Genomic DNA, 24,047 nt, shown 5'->3' on the forward strand with positions numbered 1-24,047 from the left:
TGATCGAGCTTAACGCACTTTCAGGTGCCTACTTCCCTATCGGATGTAACTCTCCGATAGTTAGAAACATGATCACGCAGACACTTTCGGTCACCGACGCCATCCGCACCCGCCGCACGGTTCGCCACTACCGGCCCGACCCGATCCCGCCCACCGTCCTCGACGAGCTGCTCGACATGGTCGTGGAGGCGCCGAGCGCATGGAACATGCAGGACCGGTCCATCGTCCTGGTACGCAGCGAACAGGGCCGACGAGCCCTGTCGGAGGCGGCATTCGGGCAGCCACAGCCGTTGGAGGCGCCCGCGGTACTGGTTTTCGTCGCCGACCCGCACGCTTGGCGTGGGGCCCAGTCCGATATCGCGGAGCGCGCCGTCGCCAATGGGGCATGGAACGAGGAGTTCCGGGCGATGTTCGACGGGCGCGCGGAGTACCACTCGCTGAGCGAGCGGGGTTTGCTGCGCGAGAACGCGGTGAAGAACGCGATGATCGCGGCCACCTACGTCATGCTCGCCGCGACCGGGCTCGGCTTGGCGTCGGCGCCGATGAACGGGTGGGACGAGGCGGCGGTGAAACGCGCGATCGACATCGACCCGGAGTCGGACCTGGCGATCGCCGTGCTGGTGACGATCGGATACGGCGCCGGGACCCCGCCGCATCCCGGGCGCAGGCCGCGACCGCAGACGGTGTTCGCGGAGCGCTACCCGACGCTCAGCTGACGCCGAGGGTGTTGATGGTGGCCGCGAGGAAGACGATGGCGCTGCCGAGGGCGGTGAGCCAGGCGACGTCGAAGGGCTTGCTGCGCACCGCGAGCAGGCCGACCTGCACGGTCGGCAGGCACAGCCGGAACGCGGCGGCCACCAGAGCCGCGCTGCCGAAGATGAGGGCGCCGCGTCGCCAGCGGTCCCAGGCGACGAAGGCGATCGCGATCACGATCAGCACGCTCACCACGGTCATCGGCAGGTGGCTGCGCAGGTACTGCTGCCACGCGCTCAGCCGCACGACGCGATGCTTGCCGGTGGTCTGCGCCTCGTTCACGATGCCGATTGTCGCAGTGCGGCGCGCTGTCCGCACACAGGGGCCCGCTACCCTGCTGCGGGTGTTCAATGTGATGTTCCATCAGCCGGTGATCCCGCCGAACACCGGTAACGCGATCCGGTTGGTCGCGGGCACCGGATGCACGCTGCACCTGATCGAGCCCCTCGGGTTCGATCTGTCGGAATCGAAACTGCGCCGCGCGGGGCTGGATTACCACGATCTGGCCTCGGTCACCGTGCACCCCGACCTGGAGACGGCCTGGGCCGCGATCGGACCGCAGCGGGTCTTCGCGTTCACCACCCAGGCCACCACCCGCTACACCGACATCGCCTACCAGCCCGGCGACATCCTGCTGTTCGGCACGGAACCGACGGGCCTGCCGCCGGAGGTTCTCACCGATCCGCACATCACCGACCAGGTGCGCGTCCCGATGCTGCCCGGCCGCCGCTCGATGAACCTGTCGAACACCGCCGCCGTCGCGGTGTACGAGGCGTGGCGGCAGCACGGATTCCCGGACGCGGTCTGATCAGTCGATCTCGAAGCGTTTGAAGCGGGACGTCGCGCCCGCGGTGAGACGGACGGTGGACTTGGGGACGCCGAAATGGTCGGCGAGCAGTTCGATGGCGGCCTTGTTGGCCTTGCCCTCGGTCGCGGGAGCGCGGACGTAGAGGGTGAGGGTGCCGTCGGCGGCGGTTTCGACCAGCGGGCCTTTACGGCTGTTCGGTTTGATCGTCGCCCGCACGGTGGGCACCGGGGGTCTCCTTCGCGGTGTGGGATCGAGGTTTCCGGCGGACAACGCGCAGGACTGCGTAGAGCACGCCGCCGAGCAGGGCGAACAGGCCCAGCCACGGCACCGCCTTGCCCGCGAAGACGACCGCGTCGCCGAGCCAGTCGACCAGCGAGTTCCAGCCGGAGACGATGCCGTCCCAGAACGAGTCGGGCTCGCCCGGCGCCTGCTTCTTCTCGGCGGTGAGGGTGATCGTGAGGGTCGACAGGGCCACCTGGTCGTCGAGGCTGCGTTTCTGGGCGGCGAGGCTGTCGAGTTCGCCCTGCCTGCTCGACAGGGCCTCCTCGGCGGCGATCAGGTCGGCGGTGTTGTTCGCTCCCGCGATCAGCGCTTTCAGCCGGTCGACGGAGGCGCGCAGGGCATTGATGCGAGCGTCGAGGTCCTGCCACTGCATGGTGACGTCGTCGCGGTTGGTGCTGATCTCGGTGACCGTGCCCGCGTCGCCGAGGTCGGTGATGAAGGCGTCGGTCTTGTCGGCGGGCACGCGTACGCTCAGTACGGCGCGCGCGACCCGCTTGTCGGTGCCGGGCTGTTCGGTGCGGCTGTCGACGCGCCCGTTCAGCGCCGTCACCCGGTCGACGACGGTGCCCGCAGCGGCGATCGGGTCGTCGGCGGTGATGTCGACCGAGCCGGTGATCACCTCTTTACGGGTCGACGAATCCGACGGCGCGGGACTCTCTTTCGACGGCGCGCCCTCCCGGAAGCCGGGTGCAACCGCGGGAGCGGACGCGTCGAGAGCCCCGGGTTCGGGACTTCGAACGCCTGCTTCATCGTCTCCGCACCCAACCAGGAACACCAGTCCGAGCAACGCGATCATCACCACGGCAAGCTTGCGCATGGTCGCAGCGTAATGCGTTGTGGGCGCCGAACGGGGGCGAGTGCTCAGCGGAAGTCGCGGGACCGGGCGACGATGCGCAGGTCGAGGTGTTCCAGATGCTCGGCGACGAGGCTTGCCACCCCCTCGGCGTTCTGGATGCGGCCACGGATGAGCAGGGCGGTCGCGCTCTGGGCCAGGCGCCGGTAACGGGTCCACAGCCCGACCGAGCAGACGACATTGATCATGCCGGTCTCGTCCTCGAGATTCAGGAAGGTGACACCGGCGGCGGTGGCCGGGCGCTGCCGGTGAGTGACCGCGCCCGCGACGAGGATGCGCGAACCGTCCTCGACGATCAGCAGGTCGGCGGCGGGCACCACGCCGAGTGAATTCAGGTGGGCGCGAAGGAATTCGGTGGGGTAGGTACCGGGTGAGATACCGGTCGCCCACACGTCGGCGGCGGCCAGCTCGAGCGCGCTCATGCCAGGCAGTGACGGCGCCTGCGTCACCGCCCCGGTCCCCGGCAGCAGATCGGGCCGCTCCCCCGCCGCCGCACCCGCCGCCCACAACGCGGCCCGCCGCACACTGCTGCCCCGCCCACCCCGCACCGACCTGCCGCCGTCCACCACGGCCCCACTCGCAGCCGACGACGGATCGGTGTCGGCCAGCACGTCGAGGGCTCCTGCGGTGGCGAGGGATTCCGCTTGGGCGACAGTCAATCCCACTCGCGCGGTGAGGTCGAGCATCGAGGTGTAGGGGCCGTGTTCGGTGCGTTCGGTGACGAGGCGTTCGGCGAGGTCGTCGCCGATGTGGCGGACGGCGGCCAGGCCGAGGCGCACCTCGGTGCCCGCGTTCTCCAGGGTGGGTTCGGCGCGGCTGGCGTTGATGTCGGGACCGTGCACGAGCACGCCGTGGCGGCGGGCATCGGCGACCAGCGACTGCGGTGAGTAGAACCCCATCGGCTGGGCGCGCAGCAGCCCGGCGCAGAACGCGGCCGGGTGGTGCAGCTTGAACCACGACGAATAGAACACCAGCGCGGCGAAGCTCTGCGAATGGCTTTCGGGGAAACCGAAATTGGCGAAGGCGTAGAGCTTTTCGTAGATGCGGTCGGCGAGGTCGCCGGTGATGCCGTGCAGCTCGCGCATGCCCTGGTAGAGACGGCTCTTGAGCCGTTCCATCTTCTCCGGTGAGCGTTTGGAGCCCATGGCGCGGCGCAGCTGGTCGGCTTCGGCGGCGCTGAAACCGGCGACATCGATGGCCATCTGCATCAGCTGCTCCTGGAACAGCGGGATGCCGAGGGTGCGCGACAGCGAGTTCTCCAGCGCCGGGTGGTCGCAGACCGGGGGCTCCTTGCCGTTACGCCTGCGGATGTAGGGGTGCACCGACCCGCCCTGGATGGGCCCCGGCCGGATGAGGGCCACCTCGACCACCAGGTCGTAGAACTCGCGCGGCTTCAACCGCGGCAGGGTCGCCATCTGCGCGCGCGATTCCACCTGGAACACCCCGATCGAATCGGCGCGCTGCAGCATCTCGTAGACGGCCGGTTCGGTGAGGTCGAGGGCGTGCAGTTCCACCTGCTCGCCCTTGTGCTCACGCACCAGGTCGATCATGTAGTGCAGGGCCGAGAGCATGCCGAGGCCGAGCAGGTCGAACTTCACCAGGCCGACCGCCGCACAGTCGTCCTTGTCCCACTGCAGCACGCTGCGGCCTGCCATGCGCGCCCATTCCACCGGGCACACATCGGCGATGGGGCGATCACAGATCACCATGCCGCCGGAGTGGATGCCCAGATGCCGTGGCAGACCGTCGAGTTCGCCTGCGAGCTCGAGCACGGCGTCGGGGATATCGGTGCCGGTCTCCTGGCTCACCCCGGACCAGCGGCTCACCTGCTTGCTCCACGCATCCTGCTGACCGGGCGAAAAGCCGAGCGCCCGGGCGGCATCGCGCACGGCCGACTTGCCGCGATAAGTGATCACATTCGCCACCTGAGCCGCGTAGTCACGGCCGTACTTGGCGTAGACGTGCTGGATGGCCTCTTCGCGCCGGTCGGATTCGATGTCGACGTCGATGTCGGGTGGGCCGTCGCGTTCGGGTGAGAGGAACCGCTCGAACAGCAGGTTGTTGGCGACCGGATCGACATTGGTGATGCCGATGGCGAAGCAGACCGCGGAATTGGCCGCGGACCCACGGCCCTGGCACAGGATGTCGTTGTGCTTGCAGAACTCGACGATGTCGTGCACGACAAGGAAGTAGCCGGGGAACTCCAGTTGCCGGATCACCGCGAGTTCGTGCTCGATCTGCTTGTACGCCTCGGGGTTGCGTTCGGGAGATCCGTATCGGTCGGCGGCGCCGCGGTAGGTGATCTCACGGAGCCAGGAGTTCTCGTCGTGGCCCGGGGGCACCTCGAACGGTGGCAGTCTCGGCGCGATCAAGCCGAGATCGAAGGCGCATTCGCGGGCCAGCGCCGCCGCGTTGGTCACCGCGTGCGGGTATGCCGTGAACAGCCGCGCCATCTCCGCGCCCGAGCGCAGGTGGGCGCCGCCGGTGGGCGCCAGCCAGCCGGCCATCTCGTCGAGGCTGCTGCGGGCGCGGATCGCAGCAAGGGCCATGGCCCGGCGGCGCTGAGCGGGCGCGGCGAAATGCGCACCGGTGGTGGCCAGCACGGGCAGCCCGAGCCGGTCGGCGAGGGCTACCAGGTAGCCGTTGCGTTCGTCGTCGGTGGCGATGCCGTGGTGGGTGAGTTCCACGCTCACCCGGTCGGTGCCGAAGCGTTCGACCAGATCCCGCAGGGCCGCTTCAGCTTCGGGCAGGTCGGTGTCGCCCGCGAGCAGGTCTTGTTCGAGGGCGGTGCGCAGGTGCCCCTTGCGGCAGCCGGTGAGGATGTGCCAGTGCCCGCTCGCCGCAGCGGTGAGTGTGTCGAGGTCGTAGCGCAGGACGCCCTTCTCCCCCGCCGCCATGTGTGCCGCCGCCATTTCCCGCGAGAGGCGGCGGTAACCCTCTTGCCCCCTGGCCAGGATCAGCAAGTGTGGGCCCTTCGGGTCGGGAAAACCCGTGCGGGGCGTCGAATCCGGGGCAGCACCGTGACCGCTCCTAGCCTGCGATAGGTCTGCGTGGCGCAGCAGCCCCGCGTCGGCCGGATCGGTCGCCGGGCGGCGACCCGTCGACGCGCGGCCCCTGCCGAGATCGCGCGGATCGCCGATCTCGCGCAGCCCGCCGCGCGGAACAGTACGGCGCCGGACCGCATCCCCTCGGCCCGGCGCCGCCTCCGCATCGGTTCCCAGTGACAGTTCGGCACCGAAAACCGTTGGCATTCCCCATTCCCTGGCCGCCTCGGCGAACCGGACGGTCCCGTAGAAACCGTTGTGGTCGGTGAGCGCGAGCGCCTCGAGGCCGAGCCGCACCGCCTCCTCCACCAGCTCCTCGGGCGGACTCGCGCCGTCGAGGAAGCTGTAGGCCGAGTGGGCGTGCAGCTCGGCGTAGGGCACCGCCGGGCCCGCCGGGAGTTCCAGTTCGGGAGCACGGTATTCGCCGCGTTTGCGCGACCAGGCCGGGCTGTCGCCCCCATCGCCCGGGTGCATCTCCTCGGCCGGGCGGGCACTCGGTTTGCCCGAGAGCACCCGTTCCAGCTCCGACCAGGTCGGCGGCCCGTTGCTCCAACCCACGCACCCGCTCCTCTCCCTACCCCCTCACCTCGATTGCCCTGCCCGACACCTCAATTCGCAGGCAACCGCTCCATCGACTGCGACTCCAGCGCCGCCTCCACATGGGCCAGACCCGCCCGGATCACCGCGCCGTAGGCATCGTTGGCGAGCACGTCCAGGTGGCCACGGGCGATGGTCAGCTGCATGCGCGCCATGTCGAAATCACCTACCCGGCGGTGACTGTCGGCCAGATTCAGGTACAGCGAGGGCAGGAATCCGCGCAGCCCCTCGTCCAGCGGGATGCCCGGCCCGAACACCGCGGCCAGGGCCCGCTGATCCCACAGCAACGCACCCTCGGGTAGTTCCTGCACATCGGCAAGGTGATGTGCCACCACGCAGCGATGCAACGGGTCGCCGCCCTCCCCTAGTTCGTCCCAGAGCCGGGTCAGCGCCGCGCGCGCCGCCGCCGGGTCGAATCCGCCGAGCCGCACCGCGGCATAGATGTCCGCCATCCGATCGTCCGCCATGCCCCCAGTATCGCACATACGTTCGAATATCCACCAGAGGCGTTCGAACATATTTTCGAGTTTCTCACAAGTCTGGTCGCATAACTTACTTTGAAGTAAGTTAGAGGGAGCGAGCTGCAAAGGAGCAGTGATGTCCCAGGTTTCCCCGAAGAACCGGCGCGATCTCACCGGAAGGCACGTGGTGATCACCGGCGCGTCCTCCGGCATCGGACGTGCCGCCGCCCTCGCCGTGGCCGACAAAGGCGCCGTCGTCCTGCTGCTGGCGCGCCGCGGCGACGAGCTGGCCCAGGTGGTCGACGAGATCCGCGCGGCGGGCGGGCAGGCGCACGGCTACCAGTGCGATGTGACCGACGCCGAATCCGTCGAATCGACCGTCAAGACCATCCTCGACCAGCACGATCACGTCGACATGCTGGTCAACAACGCGGGCCGGTCCATCCGCCGCGCCATCCATCGTTCCACCGACCGCCTGCACGACTACGAGCGCACCATGGCGGTCAACTACTTCGGCGCGCTGCGGATGACCATGGCGTTGCTGCCGCAGATGCGCGAACGCGGCTTCGGCCACATCGTCAACATCTCCAGCGCGGGCGTGCAGGTGGCGACGCCGCGCTTCTCCGCCTACCTCGCCAGCAAGGCGGCGCTGGACAAGTTCACCGAGGTGGCGGCCGTCGAAACCCTCGCCGACGGTGTCACTTTCACCACCATCCACATGCCGCTCGTGCGCACACCCATGATCGCCCCGACCGGCGAACAGGGTCCCGCCGAATCACCGGAATGGGCCGCGGCCACCATCGTCCGCGCCCTCACCGAACGCCCCAAACGCATCGACGTCCCCCTCGGCACCCTCGCCGAGTACGGCGCCCTGTTCACCCCCAAACTCCGCGACCGCATCCTGCACCGCTACTACCGCGCCATCCCGGATTCCCCCGCGGCCAAGGGCGAGGCGAGCACCCCCGACCCCGCACCCCCGGCACCGCAGCCGGAGCCGGAGCCGGAGCCGAGGAAATCCCCCGTCCGCACCGCCGCAGGCGCCGCCGTCCGCCGTGCCGCCCGCTGGGTCCCCGGCACCCACTGGTAGCCGTTTCGAGATCACCACGCTCTGGTGGCGGCGTTTCCCGAGAAAGGACCTTGGTGCGCTTGGGTCAGAGGGTGGGGAGTTGTTCGATGGATACCGGTTCGAGGTAGCCGGCGGGTTTGGGTTTGGCGTTGCAGCTGGCCTGGCGGGGTGGGGCGGAGGCGGTGCGGGTGGTCACGCGCCAGCGGCGGCCGTCGCGGTGGGTGACGACGGCGGCGCCCGCGAGGGTCGGGTCGTGCGTGGGGGTGGGGTCGAGGGCGACGGTGAGGGCGTCGGCGGGGGCCTGGACCTGTTCGCGGACAGCGACTTCGGCGAGCTGGGCGATCGGCGGATAGCAGCTGCGGCCACGCAGGCCGGTGAGGGAGACCTCGCCGGTGTCGGCGGCGGCGAGCAGGTCGCGGGCGGCGGGGATGTCGACGCGGCCGTAGGTGAGGCCCGACGGGAGCAGGACGACAGCGGGGGCGAACCGGTGGCCGCCGGTGTGGGACGCCTCCCAGACGCGGCCGGGCTGTTCGGCGGCCAAGGCTGCGGCGATCGGGCGGCCGAGGCGGGCGCAGCACTGGTCGCGTTTGCCGTGGGCGCAGACCAGGACGATCGGATCGTCCACCGGCACATCGATTTCCGGTGCGGGCCCGTCCACCAGGTGCAGATCGATATCGAAAAGCTCACGCAGGTCGGTGATCTCGAACCGCACACACCACGAGCCCTCGGGCCGCGCACTGGCCAGCAGCACCGTGCGTGTGCCGGTGAACTCGTAGCGTCCAGGTCGGCGGATCAAGGTGGGGCGCACCTTCGCCGCCGACGTGCGCGCGGCCAACTCGGCGGTGATCTCCGGTCCGAGCACCTCGTCACCCAGCACATCGCGCCCCCACGCCCCGGGATGCTCGATACACAGCCACCCCGTGGCGTGCACCGCCGTACCGAGCAGCGGAAGGTCGGCGGCGGCCGCCGAACACACCATGCCCTCGAACGGATTCATCACCGCGCCTCCTTCCTCGCTCGCCGGGTCGGTCCCTGACCGGAGTTCACTGTAGAGGCGCCCGGCAGTGCACGGTTCACACCCTCGCTGAGCAGCGGTGACAGCGAAGCGTCCACGACCGAGGGATCGCGCGGTGCTACTCGTAGACCCCCTCGGCATGCCAGTTCTGCTCGTCGTGGACCAGCAGGACCGCGCGGATCTCGGTGGGGCGGGCGTCGAGCTGGACCTGGACGCGGACGGCCGTGGTCGCGTGTTCGGCGGCGGACCACCAGCGTTCCACGACCGGCCAGGGTCCTGCCCAGCCGAGCAGGGACCACTGTTTGCGGCCCCAGCGCAGGATCGCGGGGTCGGCGGTGAACAGGCCACGGTCGGTGACGCCGACCTCGGTGCCGTCGGCGGCGGTCAGGTGGACGGTCGGGCGGTGCAGCAGGAGCAGGGTGGGGGCCGGTTCGGGGAGGCGGCCGGGCCACGGGTGGGCGGGGTCGGCACTCGGGGTGAGTTCGTCACCGAGGGCGATCATGGTGATGCGTTCGGCGGGGCCACGGCCGCCGCTGAGCACACCGATGCGCACCGCTTCACCGCCGAGCAGACCCTGCACCCGCACCAGCGCGCGCCTGGCGCGTTCGGTCTGTTCCCCCTCACCGCCCCACAGACCCAGCTGCAACGCGCCCGAGGCGACCACCTCGACCGGTTCCAGGGTGAGCGCGACGATGGGACCGGTGGGGCGGGCGCGATGGGTGAGCCAGCCGTCGAGTTGCCAGCGGACCCGGTCGGCGGTGTCGGGCGGGGTGAGCGGGCGCGCGCAACGCCAGATCCTGGTGAGTTCCTCGCCGGTCTCGGTGCGGGCGGTGACGGCGAGCCGGGTGCACGACACCCCCGCCGCCGACAGGGCCGCGTGCAGGCGGGTGGCCAGCTGCCTGCCCGCAAAGGCGGCCGCGTCGACCCGGTCGATGGGCGGGTCGCAGGCCAGCTCGACGGTCAGTTCCGGGGCAGGTCTGCGCGCCGAAGGCGGGCGTTCCGGGAGGGCGCGCGCCATGCGATGGGCGTGCGCGGCGTCGGCACCGAACCTCGACGTCACCTCGGCGGGCGCGAGCAGGGCGAAGTCGCCGATGCGGCGTAAACCCAAACGGTGCAACAGGTCCGTGAGGTCGGCGCGTTCCGGTGCGGCCAGGCTCGGTTCGGCCGCGAGCTCGGACACGGGCAGCGACGCGAGGTAGCGCGCGCCCTCCCCCGGCTCGACGATCGCGCCGCGTCTGGCCGCGATGACCGCCGTCGACATGGCATCGGCGATCCCGATCTGCGCTTCGGCGCCTGCCACCGCGACCGCGTCGATCAACCGTTCCGCCGCCGCCTCCTCGGACCCGAAATATCGTGTGACACCCCGCGCCCCGAGCACGATCAACCCCGGCCGCAACACCTCGACCCCCGGCACGGTGGCATCGACAGCCGCGACCACCGGTTCGAACAGCCGCGCATCCCGATCCGGATCATCCTGGGCTACAACGAGTTCCGGACAGCACCCTTGTGCGTCCCGCCTGCGCATCCCACGCCGCACCCCCTCGGCCCGCGCGATCGCCGAACACGCGACAACCCGGTTCCCGCGCAACACCGCGATCGGCCGCTGCGCCGCCACCCCCATCCCGGCCGCCGCAGCCACGGCAGGCCAATCCGGGCACCACACCGCGACCACCCGGTCAGCGCGCCTCACAACACCCCCCGACCACACGGCCCCGCCCCACACCACGATCCCCGCGGACGGCGGTCGATCGCGCCCGGTCGAGGGGCGCGGGGTGCGCGATGGAGGTGCTCATGCCCATCGCGCGAAGGAGGGCAACGGACGCGGGGTCACGACACGGCCTCGCGTAAGGCGGTCACTTCGGTTGGGCGGGCGACGTTCTCGCGGGCCAGCCATTCGGTGCGACCCGCGCGGGCGCACAGGTCCATGCGGCCCTGGCGGGGTGGACCCGCCTTGGCGCTGACGCGCACGTCGAGGCAGACCGAGCGCAGGCGACCGCGGCCGGGGCCCAGTCCGTCGTAACCGGCGACGCGGGTGTCCAGGCGCAGCGCCGGGTTGGTCCACTCACCGCCCGCGACGACGAGAGTGGTGCCACGGTTGCGGGCGCGGGCGGCGAGCACGCGGCAGCGAGCCGGGGGGACGGCGAGACCGTGCAGGCCGAGGACCACCAGGTCCAGGCCGTCGAGCAGGACCGCGGCCACCTCGGCGGGGTCGGGACCCGGGTCGGGGACGACGGCGAGCCGTGACAGCTGCGCACCCATCTCGGCGGCGGCCAGCAAACCGAGCCGCGGCAGCCCGACCACGGCCGCGTGGCCACCGCCCGCGGTGACCGAGGCGAGCAGACCGGTGAGCAGCGAGTGCGCACCGGAGTAGGCGACCACCGAACCCTTCGGCAGTCCGCCGTCGGGAAGCAGGTCGGCCAACGGCGCGGGAACGGGCAGCAGATCGCGGCGAAGTGGCTGTTCACGGGGTATATGCGCGGCTACCGACGCACCGCGTCCCGGCACCGAGGCCATCCGCCTGCGCAACTCGTCGAGCGTGTGCTCGCGCGTGCCCGGCTCGGGCGGCAAACCGTTCGAACCCATCAACACCACCTACTTCCACGATGGACCCGCGAGCGGCGAACCGCTCGTCACTGAAACGACAGCACCGTTCCAGCTATCGATCGTATTCGAATATACGTTCGATCGCGACCAGCGTGACAGGCGCCCCTGTCCCTGTCCACAGGGAAGATCCCGGCCAGTCAGCGGCAGATTCGGCTACCCTCGCACCCGTGACCGAACGTGCTCGCCCCCATATCGGCCCCGACTACCTGGTCGCGGGCCGCTACCGCCTGCAGTCGAAGCTGGGCGGAGGTGGCATGGGCGCGGTCTGGCTGGCCACCGATCGGCTGCTCAACCGGGAAGTCGCGATCAAGCAGGTGCTCACCACCGCCGGCCTGAGCGAGGCCGAGGCCGAGCGGGTGCGCAACAGCATCGTGCACGAGGGCCGGGTGGCGGCCAAGCTGTCGCACGAGCACGCCATCGCCGTCTACGACGTGGTGATCGAAGCGGGCGAGCCGTGGCTCGTCATGGAGTACTTACCCTCGCGCAGTGTGGCCAAGGCGCTCGCGCTGGTGGACGCACTGCCCGCGGTGGAGGTCGCCCAGATCGGCGCGCAGGTGGCCGACGCGCTCGCCGCCGCCCACGCCGCGGGCATCGTGCACCGCGATATCAAACCGGGCAACATCCTCGTCGCCGACCGCGGCCCCGACCTGGGTAAGGCGAAACTCAGCGACTTCGGCATCTCCCGTGGCGCGGGCGACGCGCACGGTGACGAACCCGACGGCGTGATCACCGGCACCCCCGCCTACCTGCCGCCCGAGGTGGCGCGTGGCGCCCAGCCCACCGAGGCCAGCGACGTGTTCTCCCTCGGCGCCACCCTCTACACCGCGCTCGAGGGTCAGCCGCCGTTCGGTTTCGACGACGACGAGAACGACGTGGTCACCCGCGCCGCGATGGGCCGCATCATCCCGCCCACCCGCAGCGGCATCCTCACCCAGCCGCTGCTGCACATGCTCGAGCCCGCGCCGCAGCGCCGCCCGACCATGGCCGAGGCCCGCGACGAGATCCTCACGGCCGCTTTCGGTCCCGGCACCGGCGCCTACATTCTCGGTGCCCCGCTGCGCACCGAGGACGGCACCATCCCGGCCTGGGCGTCGCGCAGCGGCGCCAGCGGCGTGCGCAGCCCCAATGCCCAGCCGCTGCCCCGCCCGCACCGGGCACCCCTTGCCGCCACGCAGACCGCGCGCCCACAACGCACCGGCAGCTTCTTCGACGACCTGCCAAACGGTGCGCCCTTGGCGATCGGCGCGGGCGTGCTGATCGGCCTGGTCATCCTCATCGCCCTCATCATCGCGGTGATGTAAGCGCTGCCTCGCCGGGGCCGCTCATTCGATGCGGCGGCGATGGGCCCATCTGGTCAGTGCATTGCGGTTGGACTGCTGGGTTTTGCGCAGCACGTTCGAGGCGTGGGTTTCGACGGTTTTCACCGAGATGAACAGGCTTTCGGCGATCTCGCGGTAGGTGTATCCGCGGGCGAGCAGACGCAGGACTTCCAGTTCCCGTGGGGTCAGTGAGTCCAATTCGGGGTCGAGCGGGGGCTCGGGGACCGGGGAGCGACCGGTGAACGAGTCGAGGACGAAACCGGCCAGCCGTGGACTGAACACCGCGTCACCGCCCGCGACGCGGCGGATGCCGTCGGCCAGCTCGGCGCCGGAGATGGTCTTGGTGACATACCCGCGCGCGCCCGCCCGGATCACCGCGATCACGTCCTCGGCCGCGTCCGACACGCTCAGCGCCAAACAGACCGGGCCCGAGGCGATTCCGCTCAGCACCGCGACACCGCCGCCGTCGGGCATGTGCACATCGAGCAGCACCACATCTGGTTTCGCGGCATCGATCCCGGCGACGGCCTCCGCCACGGCCCCGGCCTCACCGACCACCTCCATGTCGGCTTCCCGGCTCAGCTCCGCGCGCACCCCCGACCGGAAGACCGCGTGATCGTCGACCAGAAACACCCGCACACTCACTCGAGACTCCTCATTCGAACCGCGAACCTGATGCTCATCGGTACCACACCACGATGTCCGGGCGACGCGATCGGGCCATCAGCGCCCCCATCATGATGTCCGCGCGACGCAACCGGACCATCAGCGGTCACACCACGACATCCGCGCGGGCACAACCGAACCCTCCACGGCCACATCACGACATCCGAGCGGCGCGACGGTGCCCTCCCACCGCCACCACCATGTCCGAGCCGCGCAACCCGGCCGTCAGCGGTCGACCGGATGATCACGGTGCGCCTGGTCCAGACGCAGAGCGACGGTCGGCGAATCGGCGTCGGTCGGCTGTTCCGCCTCGCTCGGCTCGGAGGTACCGGAGTCCGTGCGCGGCATGACGATCCGCACCTCGGTACCGCGCCCGACCGTCGAGTCGATCTCGGCGGTACCGCCGCGCCGCTCGACGCGCGCGCAGATCGACTTGGCGATCCCGCGCCGGTCGGCGGGCACCGACGACACGTCGAAACCGGCGCCGCGGTCGCGCACGAAGATGCTCACCTGGTGCGGTTCGGTTTCGGCGAACAGGTCGATCTCGGGCACATCGGCGTGCTTGGCCGCGTTGACCAGTGCCTCGCGGGTGGCGCCGAGCAGAGCCGTGAAGTGCTCCTTGGGCAGCCCGGCGCCGGTGTCGCCGGGGTCCATCGCGACATCGCCGACGGTGACGGGGGTGACCTTCACGCCGTGCTGGTCCTCCACCTCACCGGCGATGGTGCGCAGGGCGGCGGACAGGCTCGAATGCGCGGGCGCGGCATCGTCGAAGAGCCATTTGCGCAGTTCGCGTTCCTGGCTGCGGGCCAGGCGCAACACTTCCTGGGGATCTTCGGCTTGCCGCTGGATCAGCGCGAGGGTTTGCAGCACCGAGTCGTGCAGGTGGGAGGCGATCTCCTCGCGCTCCTCGTTGCGGATGCGGGCGCCGCGTTCGGCGTTGAGGGCACGGACCATGCGCAGCCACAGCGGCACCGTGAGCAGGCCCGCGCCGACCAGGGTGACCGCCACCGCGATCAAGGCCGAACCGAGCGAGCTCAGGTCGATGCGGGCCAGCACGACGACGCCGAGGCCGAACACGATCAGCGTCGCCCCGGCCACGATGCGCGACCAGGTGACCACCGACGGTCGCGCGGGCAACCCGAACAGCGCCCGCGGTCCCGGCGCGGCCACATCGTATTCACGCCACACCAGGGCGGCGCCGACCGCGACGACGACGACCGGCACGATCACCTTCGCCGCCGTGCCCTGGAACAACCAGCCGACGGTGACCGCGAGCACCATCCCGAGCAGCGCGAGCCCGATCGCCTGCCTGCGCTCGTCACCGGTCGGTGCGGTCGCGTCGCCACCGGCCGGGGTGAAGATCCACAGCAGGCCGTAGGCCACCAGGCCCGCACCGACCAGCGCGGACAGCAGCACGAACGCCAGCCGCACCTTGAACACGTCGACGCCCAGGTGATCGGCCAGGCCCCCCGCGACGCCACCGATCACCCGGCCACCGGTCCGCCGGACCAGCCGGGGAGTCGTCGGCGACGCCGGGTCGCCGGGTTCGGACGCGGGAACCGGAAGCACACCGGGGAGATACCCGCGCGGCACGCCGTAACCCTGCGGCGGGACCGGCGAGTAGCCGACGGCCGGACGGTACGGCGGCGGCGTGGGCAGGTACTGCACGCCAGGACGGTACTGCTGGGCGACACCGTACTGCTGAGCCCCGCCGTACTCCGGGCCGGCACCGACCTGCTGAGCCGCTCGGCGGTACTGCCGGACAGCCTCGCGATACCGCCTGCCACTCGGCCGAGGCGCCACGGGCCCCGGCATGCGCGCGGAGCCGTTGATCCCGGGGGCGAAGCCGGGCCCGGGTAGCCCCTGGGCGGCAGTGCGGGTGGGAACAGACGGATCCATACTTCGATACTGGCACGCGCGAGCGGCAGCCGACATCAGGAAAGACCCTGATCTGTGCCCCGATGTCCCCGATTCCGTGCCGACCTGCGGCGCACCCTGTCCGGTCCGGACAAAAATCAGCGATGACCTGCGGCTATCCGCGAACCGGTGCGGCCGGGCAGAACCGGCGGCGGATGCCGGACCGGAAAACCGAAAGTGCCGCCCCCAGCAGGGCTTTCAGCGATCGCACCGGTATTTCGAAAGCCCGGTTACAGATGATCTTCCTACGTTGATGGCAGGCCGGAACCACGGCCGCCGCTTCAGGGGAGGAACACGTGAACATCATCACCACCGTGCTGGGTGCCGCGACCATCGGACTGAGCACTCTCGGGATGACACCGATCGCCTCGGCCACGCCGATGGCACCGCACGAATCGACCTACCACGGCCCCGAGGGCTTCCAGCTCACCATCGGCCACACCGACCAGTCCTACCGGCTGGTCCCCCCGCTCAACGCCATGCCGACCAACCGCGAGGTGTTCCTGAACAACACCGCCTACGTCACCGCACCGCCCGGCGCGACCGGTGACCTCAGCTCCGGCTACCTCGTGGCCTGTGCCGTCGACCTGGAATTGTCGGTCGGCCTCGACGGCGGGATCTCGGTGGATGCGGGGGCGAGCGTCGGATTCGGCTCGTCGGGTCCCGACGGTTCGGTCGATATCGGTCCGTCGATCTCGGCGGGTCTTGACCTGAGTTTGTCGCTCGCCCCCGGCGAGATCAAGAAGATCGACATGGGATCGATGCCGTTGAGCTCGGGCACCACCTACCTGGTGAACCGCGACTTCCACCTGATGGTCGGCAACTGCGGCGGTCCGCTCAATGTCTACTCATGGGCGACGGTCACCGCGGGCACCGGTCAGGTCGAGGCCACGAATTCGGTCTTCGGCGACACCATGTTCCTGTAGCCGAACCGGGAACCCGACACCCACGCCGGGTTCCCGGGCGGGGCGAATATCATTGCGGTGGTCATCTTTTCATCGAACGGGGGGTTCGTTGACTGTCGTCGACAGCGAGATCCATTCGCCACGTGCGCTTTTCGCCCAGCGATTCGGCGAGCTCTACGCCACGGCGGGCAACCCGACCCTGCGCCGGGTCGCCGCGGCCACCGAGCGGCGCATGCGCGGCGCCCAGTCGGGCACGCCGTCGGCGCAGCGGATCAGCGACTGGAAAGCCGGCCGCAATGTTCCCGCACGCTTCGAATCCCTGCTGCCCGTGGTCCTCACGCTCGTCGAGATGACCGAGAAGGCCCAGCGCGACCTGCCGAGAACGCTGGCCGACCCGCATGAATGGCGACGGCTGTGGCAGGAATCGGTCACCTGGACGGCGACGGCGGGCGACGACCACACCTGCCCGTACCCCGGCCTGCGCGCCTACCGACCCGAGGAGCACACCTTGTTCTTCGGACGCGAGCAGGCCACCGCCGATTTCGCCGCGCTGGTCCGCGACACCACGGGCATCGTCGTGCTGATCGGGGCATCGGGGGCGGGAAAGTCCTCGCTGCTCGCCGCGGGTCTGCGCCCGGCCATCGACCTGACCGCAGCCACCATCACGCCGGGCGCGACACCGGCCACCACACTCGACGCTGCACTCGGCGACGATCCGGCGGTGCTGATCGTCGACCAGTTCGAGGAGCTGTTCACACTGTGTCAGGACGAGGCCGAACGTTCGGCGTTCCTGACCTCGCTCACCGAACTCACCACCCGCGACACCGATCCACGCACAGTGGTCCTGGCCCTGCGCGCCGACTTCTACGAACCGTGTCTGCACTACCCCGTGCTACGGAACAGCCTGCAGCACAACAGCTATCTGCTCGGCGCCATGTCGATGGACGAAGTATCCCGCGCGATCACCGGCCCCGCCGCTGCCGCCGGACTCACCCTCGAACCCGGGCTCGCCGAGCTGGTTCTCGCCGAATTACGCGGTCTCGGTGAGCATCTCGACGGTTACGACCCGGGCACGCTGCCGCTGCTGTCACACGTGATGGCCGCGACCTGGCAGCAGCGGGAGGGGCGCAAGCTCACCGTGGCCGGATATCGCAAGGCCGGCGGTGTCGCGGGGTCGGTCGCGGAGACCGCCGAACTCGCGTGGAGCGAGCTCACCGGGGCGCAGCAGATCGCCGCCCAGGAGCTGCTCGGGGCGCTGGTCACCGTCGGGCAGGACACCCGCGACACCCGCCGCACCGTCGACCGCGTCGAATTGCTCGGCCGCAGTGGGAATTCCGAGGCGGCGGCGCAAGCGGTCGACGTGCTCGCCGCCAGCCGAATCGTCACCGTCGACGCCAGCTCCGTGCAGCTCACCCACGAGATCGTGCTCACGGCCTGGCCACGATTGCGCGGCTGGATCGATGCCGACCGAGTCGGGCACGCGGTCCGCCAACGGCTCGAGCGCGACGCGATCGAATGGACAGTCGCCGGACAGGATCCGGCGCTGCTGTATCGGGGTACCAGGCTCGACCGGGCGCGCGAACACGTCGGGCGCACGCCCGACAACCCGCAGGTGCGAGCCTTTCTACAGGCCTCACGGCGGGCGGCGCGCAATGGCAACCGACGGCGGATCGTGGCGATCATGGTGGTGTTCGCTCTGCTCGCTACCGGTGTGATCGCCTTCGACCGCACCCGGCTCGCCGATCAGCGGGCGCTCGACCGCGACTATGCCGAGTTGGTGGCCGCCGCCCAGCGCACCAGAACCATCGATCCGTCCGTCTCGGCTCAGTTCCTTCTTGCCGCGTACCGGCTCCGGCCCGACGATGCGACCCGCAATCTGTTGCTGAACACTCAGGACTCGCCGCTCGCTGTCGCCGTGCCCGCGCATGAGCGGGGAATCTCCACACTCGCCCTACGTCCGGCCGACGCCCTGTCGGCCTCGATCGATCACGCAGGCAATGCGGCCTTCTGGGACCTGACCGATCCCGCGCGTCCTCGACGCCTTGCCACTTCGCTCGGCACGATGATCGGCAAGGTCGTCTTCATTCCCGGCAGCAAAGATGCGATCACCCTGGGAAGCTCCGGTACACAGCTCTGGGATCTCGCCCGACCGGAATCCCCGCGCCTGGTCCATACACTCGACACCGGCCACGCGGAAGACATCGCCGCCGACCCGACCGGAACCAGTTTCGCGCTGATCAACGCCTCGACCCTGACCCTGTGGGACATCCGCGACCGGTCACACCCGGTGCGCACAGCGGCCGCCAACCTACCCGGAGAACGGCACACCGTCGAATTCGGTCCCGGCGGTACATTCCTGGCGGTAGGCACCGTCACCGTGGACATCGCCGCCCCCGATTCGGTGCAGATGTGGGACACCGCGACTGCGCGGCCCTTCGGCGAACCGATATCCACGGCGGGCTGGGACTATCTGCGAACCTTCGCACTCAGCCCGGACGGCGCCCGCCTGGCTGTCGTCACACGCAAATCGGGAGGCACGAGCGGCGTGCCCTCGAGCCAGTTGCAGCTCTTCGACATCGCCGACAGATACCACCCACGTGCCTACGGGCCGTCGACCAGGCTGGACGACGACGGGCTGGTGTCGATCGCCTTCCATCCGGGCGGAAACCTCCTCGCCACCGGCTCCGAGAAGGTCGGGCACCTCTGGAATATCGCCGACCCGGCCCAACCTACCCAAACCGGGCCAGCACTCTCGGTGAGTCCGGCCGCCTGTCCGCAAGCCTGGCTCTCGCTCTGCGGCGGTGGACCGCGAGCCGTGCTATTTCTCCCCGGCGAGCCGGCATTGATCGGGGGTGGCGAGGATGGACTGCTGCGCATCTGGTCATCGCCCCGCTCGACCATCGACGTGCTGACGAAGGCGATATACGGCACGGTCTTCGACGGTGCGGGCAACCGGATGGCCGTGCTGAATCTGGCCGGCGAGATATCCGTCTGGGATACCACCGACATTCGCCGCCCGGTCAGAACGGCGACGATTCCCGCCATGCCAGGGCTGACCGAACCGGCGCTGAGCCCGGACGGTCGCACCCTGACCGCGCATGACCAGCCGGGCAGGCGGCGCGTCGTCTTCGATCTCGAAAACCCGCGTCATCCGCGAATGTTGCCCGCTTGGCCGCTGGGCGAAGGCCGCTTCTCGACGGTCGAGGGCAACCGAATGCTGGTCACCGATCGCGAGGCGGTCCAGATGTGGGATGTCACCGACCGCGCGGCACCCGTGCCCCTCTGCCCACCGATCACCGCACGGGTGGGACAGATCTCCGAAGGCCGTTTCAGCACCGACGGCAATCGGATCGAGGTGATGCTCCACGACGGCGACGGCCGGGACAGCAGACAATGGCGCATCGTCCGTCAGATCTGGAATCTGAACGATCCGGCACAACCGCGTCTCGTCAGCGACACCGAGGTCGATCTGAAGGACTCGCTACGGCCGACACAATTCCTGCCCGACAACAGGACCGTCGCCGTCACCAGAGGTGACCATTTCGGCCTCTGGCGTCCCGACGACCAGGACGCGTTCATCCCCCTCGTCGACGCGGTGCGTACCGAGATCGCGCCGATCACGTGGGTCTCGGGCAGCGCTGACAGCACCGATCTGGCGGTGTCGAACGAGCACGGCACCACCAGCCTGTGGGACATCACCGACCCATCGACACCACGCCACCGCACAGGCCCGATCGGGCCCGCCGACGGCCGTAAGCGAAAGGTAGTTCTGCACCCGCGCGGCGAAGAACTGGTGCTCGTCACCGACGACGGACAGCTCGGCGTCTGGGACCTCGACCCCGAAGCCGTCGCCACCCGCATCTGCGCGAGCACAGGCATGCTCACCGAGGCGGTCTGGCGCACGCACGTCGCCAACGGCCCCTACCGCGCACCCTGCTCCTGAACCGGGGCAATTTTCAGGGTTCCCCCCGATGCGGTCGAGGGGTCGCGCAGCACACCATGGAACCCATGAGCAGAACGAGCTTCGGCGATCAGGTTCAGCAGATGTGGCACACGCGGCCCGTCCGGCTGCCCCGGCAGGGGCCGATCGCCGGTGTGGCCGCCGGGTTCGGGTTGCGCTACGGCGTGGATCCGGTGCTGTTGCGGGTGGCGTTCGTGGTGTCGACCATTTTCGGTGGGGCGGGGATCATCCTGTATCTGCTGGCGTGGCTGGTGCTCGGCTCCGCGGGCAACGAGGCGTCGGCGGCCGAGTCGCTCAGCGGGCGTGGGTCGCATTCGCAGACGAAGACGATCGTGTTGATCGTGGCGCTGGCCATCGCGGTGTCGACCATGGGCCCGATGGGGTTGGGCCTGGGCGGTGGCGGCGTCATCAGCATGGGCTTGATGCTGGCCGGGTGGTGGATGCTCTATCTGCGTCATCCCGAGCTGCCCGCCGGTTTCGACAGCCGTCCCGCCCCGCTCGGCACCACCGGTTATCCCGGCGCGGGCTACCCGAATGCGATGTACCCGTACACCGGCGAGGGCATGTACACGCCGTACACCAAACTCCCCGACGCCTACGTCCCCGATCCGGCGACGACCGTGCTCCCCCGCACGGAAAACCGCGCTGCGACAGCGGAACCCATGCCGTTGCTGCGGGTCGACGAGGCCGAGACGGTAGTACTGCACAAGCACACCGACGCCGTGCCACCACAGTCGTCGACCACCGTCGGCGAATCCGTGACCACCCCGGAAGATGCCGAATCTACCGGCAGCACCCCGCCTTCCGAGCACACCGATGCTCGCCCTTCCGCGCCCATCGACGCAGAACTCGCGGACGCACCGAAACCTGACGAGTTCGGGGCGACGCCGACAACAGACGCCGGCATCCAGGAGGCCTCGGGAGCGGTCGTGGACAACCGAGAGGCATCGGCAGCAGACGCCCAACTCCGACGGGCGCCGACGGCGGACACAACACCGACCGCAGGGCACGAGTCCGGCGACGACCGATCCATCATCGATCTCGCGAAACCCGAGCCGGCCGCACACGCTGAACCGACCGGCCTGTCGACGATCGGCGACACCGCGATCCTTCCCAAGACCCCGGGCAGCCCCCACCTGCGCGCCCAGGTGCCACCCGGCTGGGACCCCCTGGCCGTGGCCCCGCTGGCCTGGGAGCTCCCCGAAGCCGTCCCCACCTTCGCCCCGGTCGCCCCGCAACCACCGAAACGCCCGCGCTCCCGGCTGACGCCGATCACCATCGGCCTGGCCATCCTCGCCGCCGCGGCAGCGGGTGCGGCCGCCGCGTCGGGCGTCGAATGGATGACCCCCGCCCGTATCGCCGCCTTCGCCCTGGCCGTCGTCGGCCTCGGCCTCGTCGCAGGCGCGTTCCTGCGGCGCGGCTACGGACTGCTCGTCCTCACCGCACCGCTGGCCGGCTTCGTCCTGCTGGCCTCGCTCATCGGGCCGATCGACTTCGAGAACAGCGGCAATGTGGGCGACCGCGTGTGGGCGCCGACCTCCGTGCAAGAACTGCGGCCCCGCTACGCCCTCGACATCGGTTCGGGCACATTGGATCTGCGCGGCCTCACGCTCACCGAATCACGAAGCGTCGAAGTCGCGGTGAACATCGGCGATACGAAAATCAAGCTGCCGGAAGGGATGACGGTGAACACCACCTGCGACATCCGCGTCGCCGACAACCCGTGCGACGAGGGCCTGAGCGGACCGAACGCCCCCGGCGCACCGGTCCTCGACCTGCACATCACGATGCACCTCGGCGACGTGGAGGTGACCCGTGGCTGACTCGACGAAAACCGAACGCCGCCCGGCCTTTTCCCTGCTCGTCACCGGGCTCCTCGCCCTGGCGGTGAGCGTGTGGGCCCTGCTCGGCGCACCGACCCCCGACGGCGGCGGCATCGTACCGATGGGCTGGGGCGTGGTGATCGTGGCCAGCGTCGTCGGCCTGCTGCTCGTCCTCTCCCCCCGCCGCAAACGGCACTGACGAGAACAACGACATCAGAACGAGAGATGGCCCGTCATCAGACGGGCCATCTCTGTTGCAGGGGCAACCCCTGACTCACTCCCACTCGATGGTGCCCGGCGGCTTGCTCGTCACGTCGAGCACTACGCGGTTCACCTCGGCCACCTCGTTGGTGATGCGGGTGGAGATGCGTTCGAGCACGTCGTAGGGCAGGCGGGTCCAGTCCGCGGTCATCGCGTCCTCGCTCGACACCGGGCGCAACACGATCGGATGACCGTAGGTGCGGCCGTCACCCTGCACACCCACCGAGCGGACGTCCGCGAGCAGCACGACCGGGCACTGCCAGATCTGCTTGTCCAGGCCGGCGGCGGTGAGCTCCTCGCGGGCGATGGCGTCGGCCTGACGCAGCAGGTCGAGCCGGTCGGCGGTCACCTCGCCGACGATGCGGATGGCCAGGCCGGGGCCGGGGAAGGGCTGGCGCGCGACGATTTCCTCGGGCAGGCCGAGTTCGCGACCCACCGCACGGACCTCGTCCTTGAACAGCAACCGCAGCGGCTCGACCAGCTCGAACTCGAGATCGTCGGGCAGGCCGCCGACATTGTGGTGGCTCTTGATGTTGGCGGTGCCGGTGCCGCCACCGGACTCGACCACATCCGGGTACAGCGTGCCCTGCACCAGGAACTCGACCTTCGGTGCCGTCCCGTCGCCACCCTGTTCGGCGACGATGCCGGCCACCGCGTCCTCGAAGGACCGGATGAACTCGCGGCCGATGATCTTGCGCTTCTCCTCCGGGTCGGAGACGCCCTTCAGCTCACCGAGGAACTTGTCGACCGCGTCGACGGTGACCAGCTTGGCCCCGGTCGCGGCGACGAAATCGTGCTGCACCTGCTCGCGCTCGCCCGCGCGCAGCAGACCGTGGTCGACGAACACACAGGTGAGCCGGTCACCGATGGCACGCTGCACCAGCGCGGCGGCGACGGCGGAGTCGACACCGCCGGACAGCCCACAGATGGCGTGACCGTCACCGATCTGGGCGCGCACGTCCTCAATCAAAGCCTCGGCGATATTGGCCGGGGTCCACGCCGCGGGAATGCCCGCCAGCTCGTGCAGGAAGCGGCTCAGCACCTGCTGGCCGTGCGGGGAATGCAGCACCTCGGGGTGGTACTGCACACCGGCCAGCCGACGGGCGCGGTCCTCGAACGCGGCGACCGGCGCACCCGCGGTGGTGCCGGTGACCTCGAACCCTTCGGGTGCATCGGTGACCGCGTCGCCGTGGCTCATCCACACCGGCTGGATCGTCGGCAGACCGCCGTGCAGCACACCACCGTCGATATTGAGTTCGGTGCGGCCGTATTCACGGGTGCCGGTGTGCGCGACGGTGCCGCCGAGGGCCTGGGCCATGGCCTGGAAGCCGTAGCAGATGCCGAACACGGGCACGTCGAGGTCGAACAGCCGCGCGTCGAGCTGCGGGGCGCCCTCGGCGTACACGCTGGACGGGCCGCCGGACAGGATCACCGCGAGCGGCTGCTTCTCGGCGATCTCCTCGACCGTCATGGTGTGCGGAATGACCTCGGAGAACACCCTGGCCTCACGCACCCGGCGGGCGATCAGCTGTGCGTACTGTGCGCCGAAGTCGACGACGAGGACCGGTCTCTGAGTTTCTGCCACCTGCCCAGTTTAGTGAGGGTGACAGACGGCCGAGCACGGGGCATCGATGCCCGTGTCGCGCCACGCTGTGACAGACCACGACGCACCGTGATTCCTTGCGCGGGTCGGGGTGGTGCTGGCTATCCTC

19 protein-coding genes are annotated in these 24,047 nt (G+C 69.8%); 8 read left to right on the plus strand and 11 right to left on the minus strand.

Annotated features, from left to right (window positions below; translation table 11 throughout):
* Positions 1-68 precede the first annotated feature (68 nt).
* Entirely contained in the window at positions 69-716 is a 648-nt protein-coding gene (locus NI2_RS14005; protein WP_067490856.1) for a nitroreductase family protein, read from the plus strand.
* Here NI2_RS14005 and NI2_RS14010 read toward each other — a convergent pair.
* Entirely contained in the window at positions 709-1,035 is a 327-nt protein-coding gene (locus NI2_RS14010; protein WP_243749857.1) for a DUF3017 domain-containing protein, read from the minus strand. The genes NI2_RS14005 and NI2_RS14010 overlap by 8 nt on opposite strands.
* A gap of 61 nt (positions 1,036-1,096) precedes the next feature.
* Between NI2_RS14010 and NI2_RS14015 the strand changes: the two genes are divergently transcribed.
* A complete protein-coding gene (locus tag NI2_RS14015; protein ID WP_067491179.1) occupies positions 1,097-1,561 on the plus strand; it encodes a tRNA (cytidine(34)-2'-O)-methyltransferase in 465 nt (154 codons plus the stop codon).
* Here the strand turns inward: NI2_RS14015 and NI2_RS14020 are convergent, their stop codons facing one another.
* The 4 genes from NI2_RS14020 to NI2_RS14035 are packed head-to-tail and all read right to left on the minus strand — an operon-like array spanning position 1,562 to position 6,804.
* On the minus strand, positions 1,562-1,786 hold the full coding sequence (locus NI2_RS14020; protein WP_067490857.1) for a DUF167 domain-containing protein: 225 nt from the start codon (positions 1,784-1,786) through the stop codon (positions 1,562-1,564).
* The gene (locus tag NI2_RS14025) at positions 1,746-2,660 is read right to left on the minus strand and encodes a DUF4349 domain-containing protein (protein ID WP_084476415.1); all 915 of its coding nucleotides are present in this window, start codon (positions 2,658-2,660) and stop codon (positions 1,746-1,748) included. Before NI2_RS14025 ends, NI2_RS14020 begins: the two co-directional genes overlap by 41 nt.
* Positions 2,661-2,704: 44 nt before the next feature.
* On the minus strand, positions 2,705-6,298 hold the full coding sequence (locus tag NI2_RS14030; RefSeq protein ID WP_067490858.1) for an error-prone DNA polymerase: 3,594 nt from the start codon (positions 6,296-6,298) through the stop codon (positions 2,705-2,707).
* 50 nt (positions 6,299-6,348) lie between these two features.
* Entirely contained in the window at positions 6,349-6,804 is a 456-nt protein-coding gene (locus NI2_RS14035; protein WP_084457285.1) for a hypothetical protein, read from the minus strand.
* 130 nt (positions 6,805-6,934) lie between these two features.
* On the opposite strand from NI2_RS14035, the gene NI2_RS14040 reads away from it, so the two are divergent.
* Positions 6,935-7,885, plus strand: coding sequence for an SDR family NAD(P)-dependent oxidoreductase (locus NI2_RS14040; RefSeq protein ID WP_067491184.1), 951 nt, complete (start codon positions 6,935-6,937; stop codon positions 7,883-7,885).
* 64 nt (positions 7,886-7,949) lie between these two features.
* On the opposite strand, the gene NI2_RS14045 is transcribed toward NI2_RS14040, so the two are convergent.
* From NI2_RS14045 to imuA', 3 genes are all read right to left on the minus strand, one after another.
* Entirely contained in the window at positions 7,950-8,861 is a 912-nt protein-coding gene (locus NI2_RS14045) for a ferredoxin family protein (protein ID WP_067490859.1), read from the minus strand.
* A 136-nt stretch (positions 8,862-8,997) separates the two neighbouring features.
* On the minus strand, positions 8,998-10,500 hold the full coding sequence (locus NI2_RS14050; protein ID WP_084476416.1) for a DNA polymerase Y family protein: 1,503 nt from the start codon (positions 10,498-10,500) through the stop codon (positions 8,998-9,000).
* Positions 10,501-10,706: 206 nt separating this feature from the next.
* Entirely contained in the window at positions 10,707-11,462 is a 756-nt protein-coding gene (gene imuA', locus NI2_RS14055; protein WP_067490860.1) for a DnaE2-dependent mutagenesis accessory factor ImuA', read from the minus strand.
* A 188-nt stretch (positions 11,463-11,650) separates the two neighbouring features.
* Between imuA' and NI2_RS14060 the strand changes: the two genes are divergently transcribed.
* Positions 11,651-12,784 carry a serine/threonine-protein kinase gene (locus NI2_RS14060; RefSeq protein ID WP_067490863.1) on the plus strand — a complete coding sequence of 378 codons (1,134 nt, stop codon included), beginning with the start codon at positions 11,651-11,653 and terminating at the stop codon, positions 12,782-12,784.
* Between the two features lie 21 nt (positions 12,785-12,805).
* On the opposite strand, the gene NI2_RS14065 is transcribed toward NI2_RS14060, so the two are convergent.
* Both NI2_RS14065 and NI2_RS14070 read right to left on the minus strand, forming a co-directional pair.
* On the minus strand, positions 12,806-13,441 hold the full coding sequence (locus NI2_RS14065; RefSeq protein WP_067491188.1) for a response regulator: 636 nt from the start codon (positions 13,439-13,441) through the stop codon (positions 12,806-12,808).
* Positions 13,442-13,693: 252 nt separating this feature from the next.
* Positions 13,694-15,037, minus strand: coding sequence for an ATP-binding protein (locus NI2_RS14070; RefSeq protein WP_084476423.1), 1,344 nt, complete (start codon positions 15,035-15,037; stop codon positions 13,694-13,696).
* 644 nt (positions 15,038-15,681) lie between these two features.
* Between NI2_RS14070 and NI2_RS14075 the strand changes: the two genes are divergently transcribed.
* The 4 genes from NI2_RS14075 to NI2_RS14090 all read left to right on the plus strand — a co-directional run bounded on the left by NI2_RS14075 (position 15,682) and on the right by NI2_RS14090 (position 22,273).
* Complete coding sequence (locus tag NI2_RS14075; protein WP_067490864.1) at positions 15,682-16,311, plus strand: MspA family porin; 630 nt, start codon at positions 15,682-15,684, stop codon at positions 16,309-16,311.
* A gap of 88 nt (positions 16,312-16,399) precedes the next feature.
* Entirely contained in the window at positions 16,400-20,233 is a 3,834-nt protein-coding gene (locus NI2_RS14080) for an nSTAND1 domain-containing NTPase (protein WP_067490866.1), read from the plus strand.
* Positions 20,234-20,298: 65 nt separating this feature from the next.
* The gene (locus NI2_RS14085) at positions 20,299-22,074 is read left to right on the plus strand and encodes a PspC domain-containing protein (RefSeq protein WP_243749856.1); all 1,776 of its coding nucleotides are present in this window, start codon (positions 20,299-20,301) and stop codon (positions 22,072-22,074) included.
* A complete protein-coding gene (locus tag NI2_RS14090; protein WP_067490871.1) occupies positions 22,067-22,273 on the plus strand; it encodes a hypothetical protein in 207 nt (68 codons plus the stop codon). Before NI2_RS14085 ends, NI2_RS14090 begins: the two co-directional genes overlap by 8 nt.
* Before the next feature lie 75 nt (positions 22,274-22,348).
* On the opposite strand, the gene guaA is transcribed toward NI2_RS14090, so the two are convergent.
* A complete protein-coding gene (gene guaA, locus NI2_RS14095) occupies positions 22,349-23,920 on the minus strand; it encodes a glutamine-hydrolyzing GMP synthase (RefSeq protein ID WP_067490873.1) in 1,572 nt (523 codons plus the stop codon).
* Positions 23,921-24,047 lie beyond the last annotated feature (127 nt).

Source organism: Nocardia ignorata NBRC 108230 (assembly GCF_001612905.1).
Classification (GTDB): Bacteria; Actinomycetota; Actinomycetes; order Mycobacteriales; family Mycobacteriaceae; genus Nocardia; species Nocardia ignorata.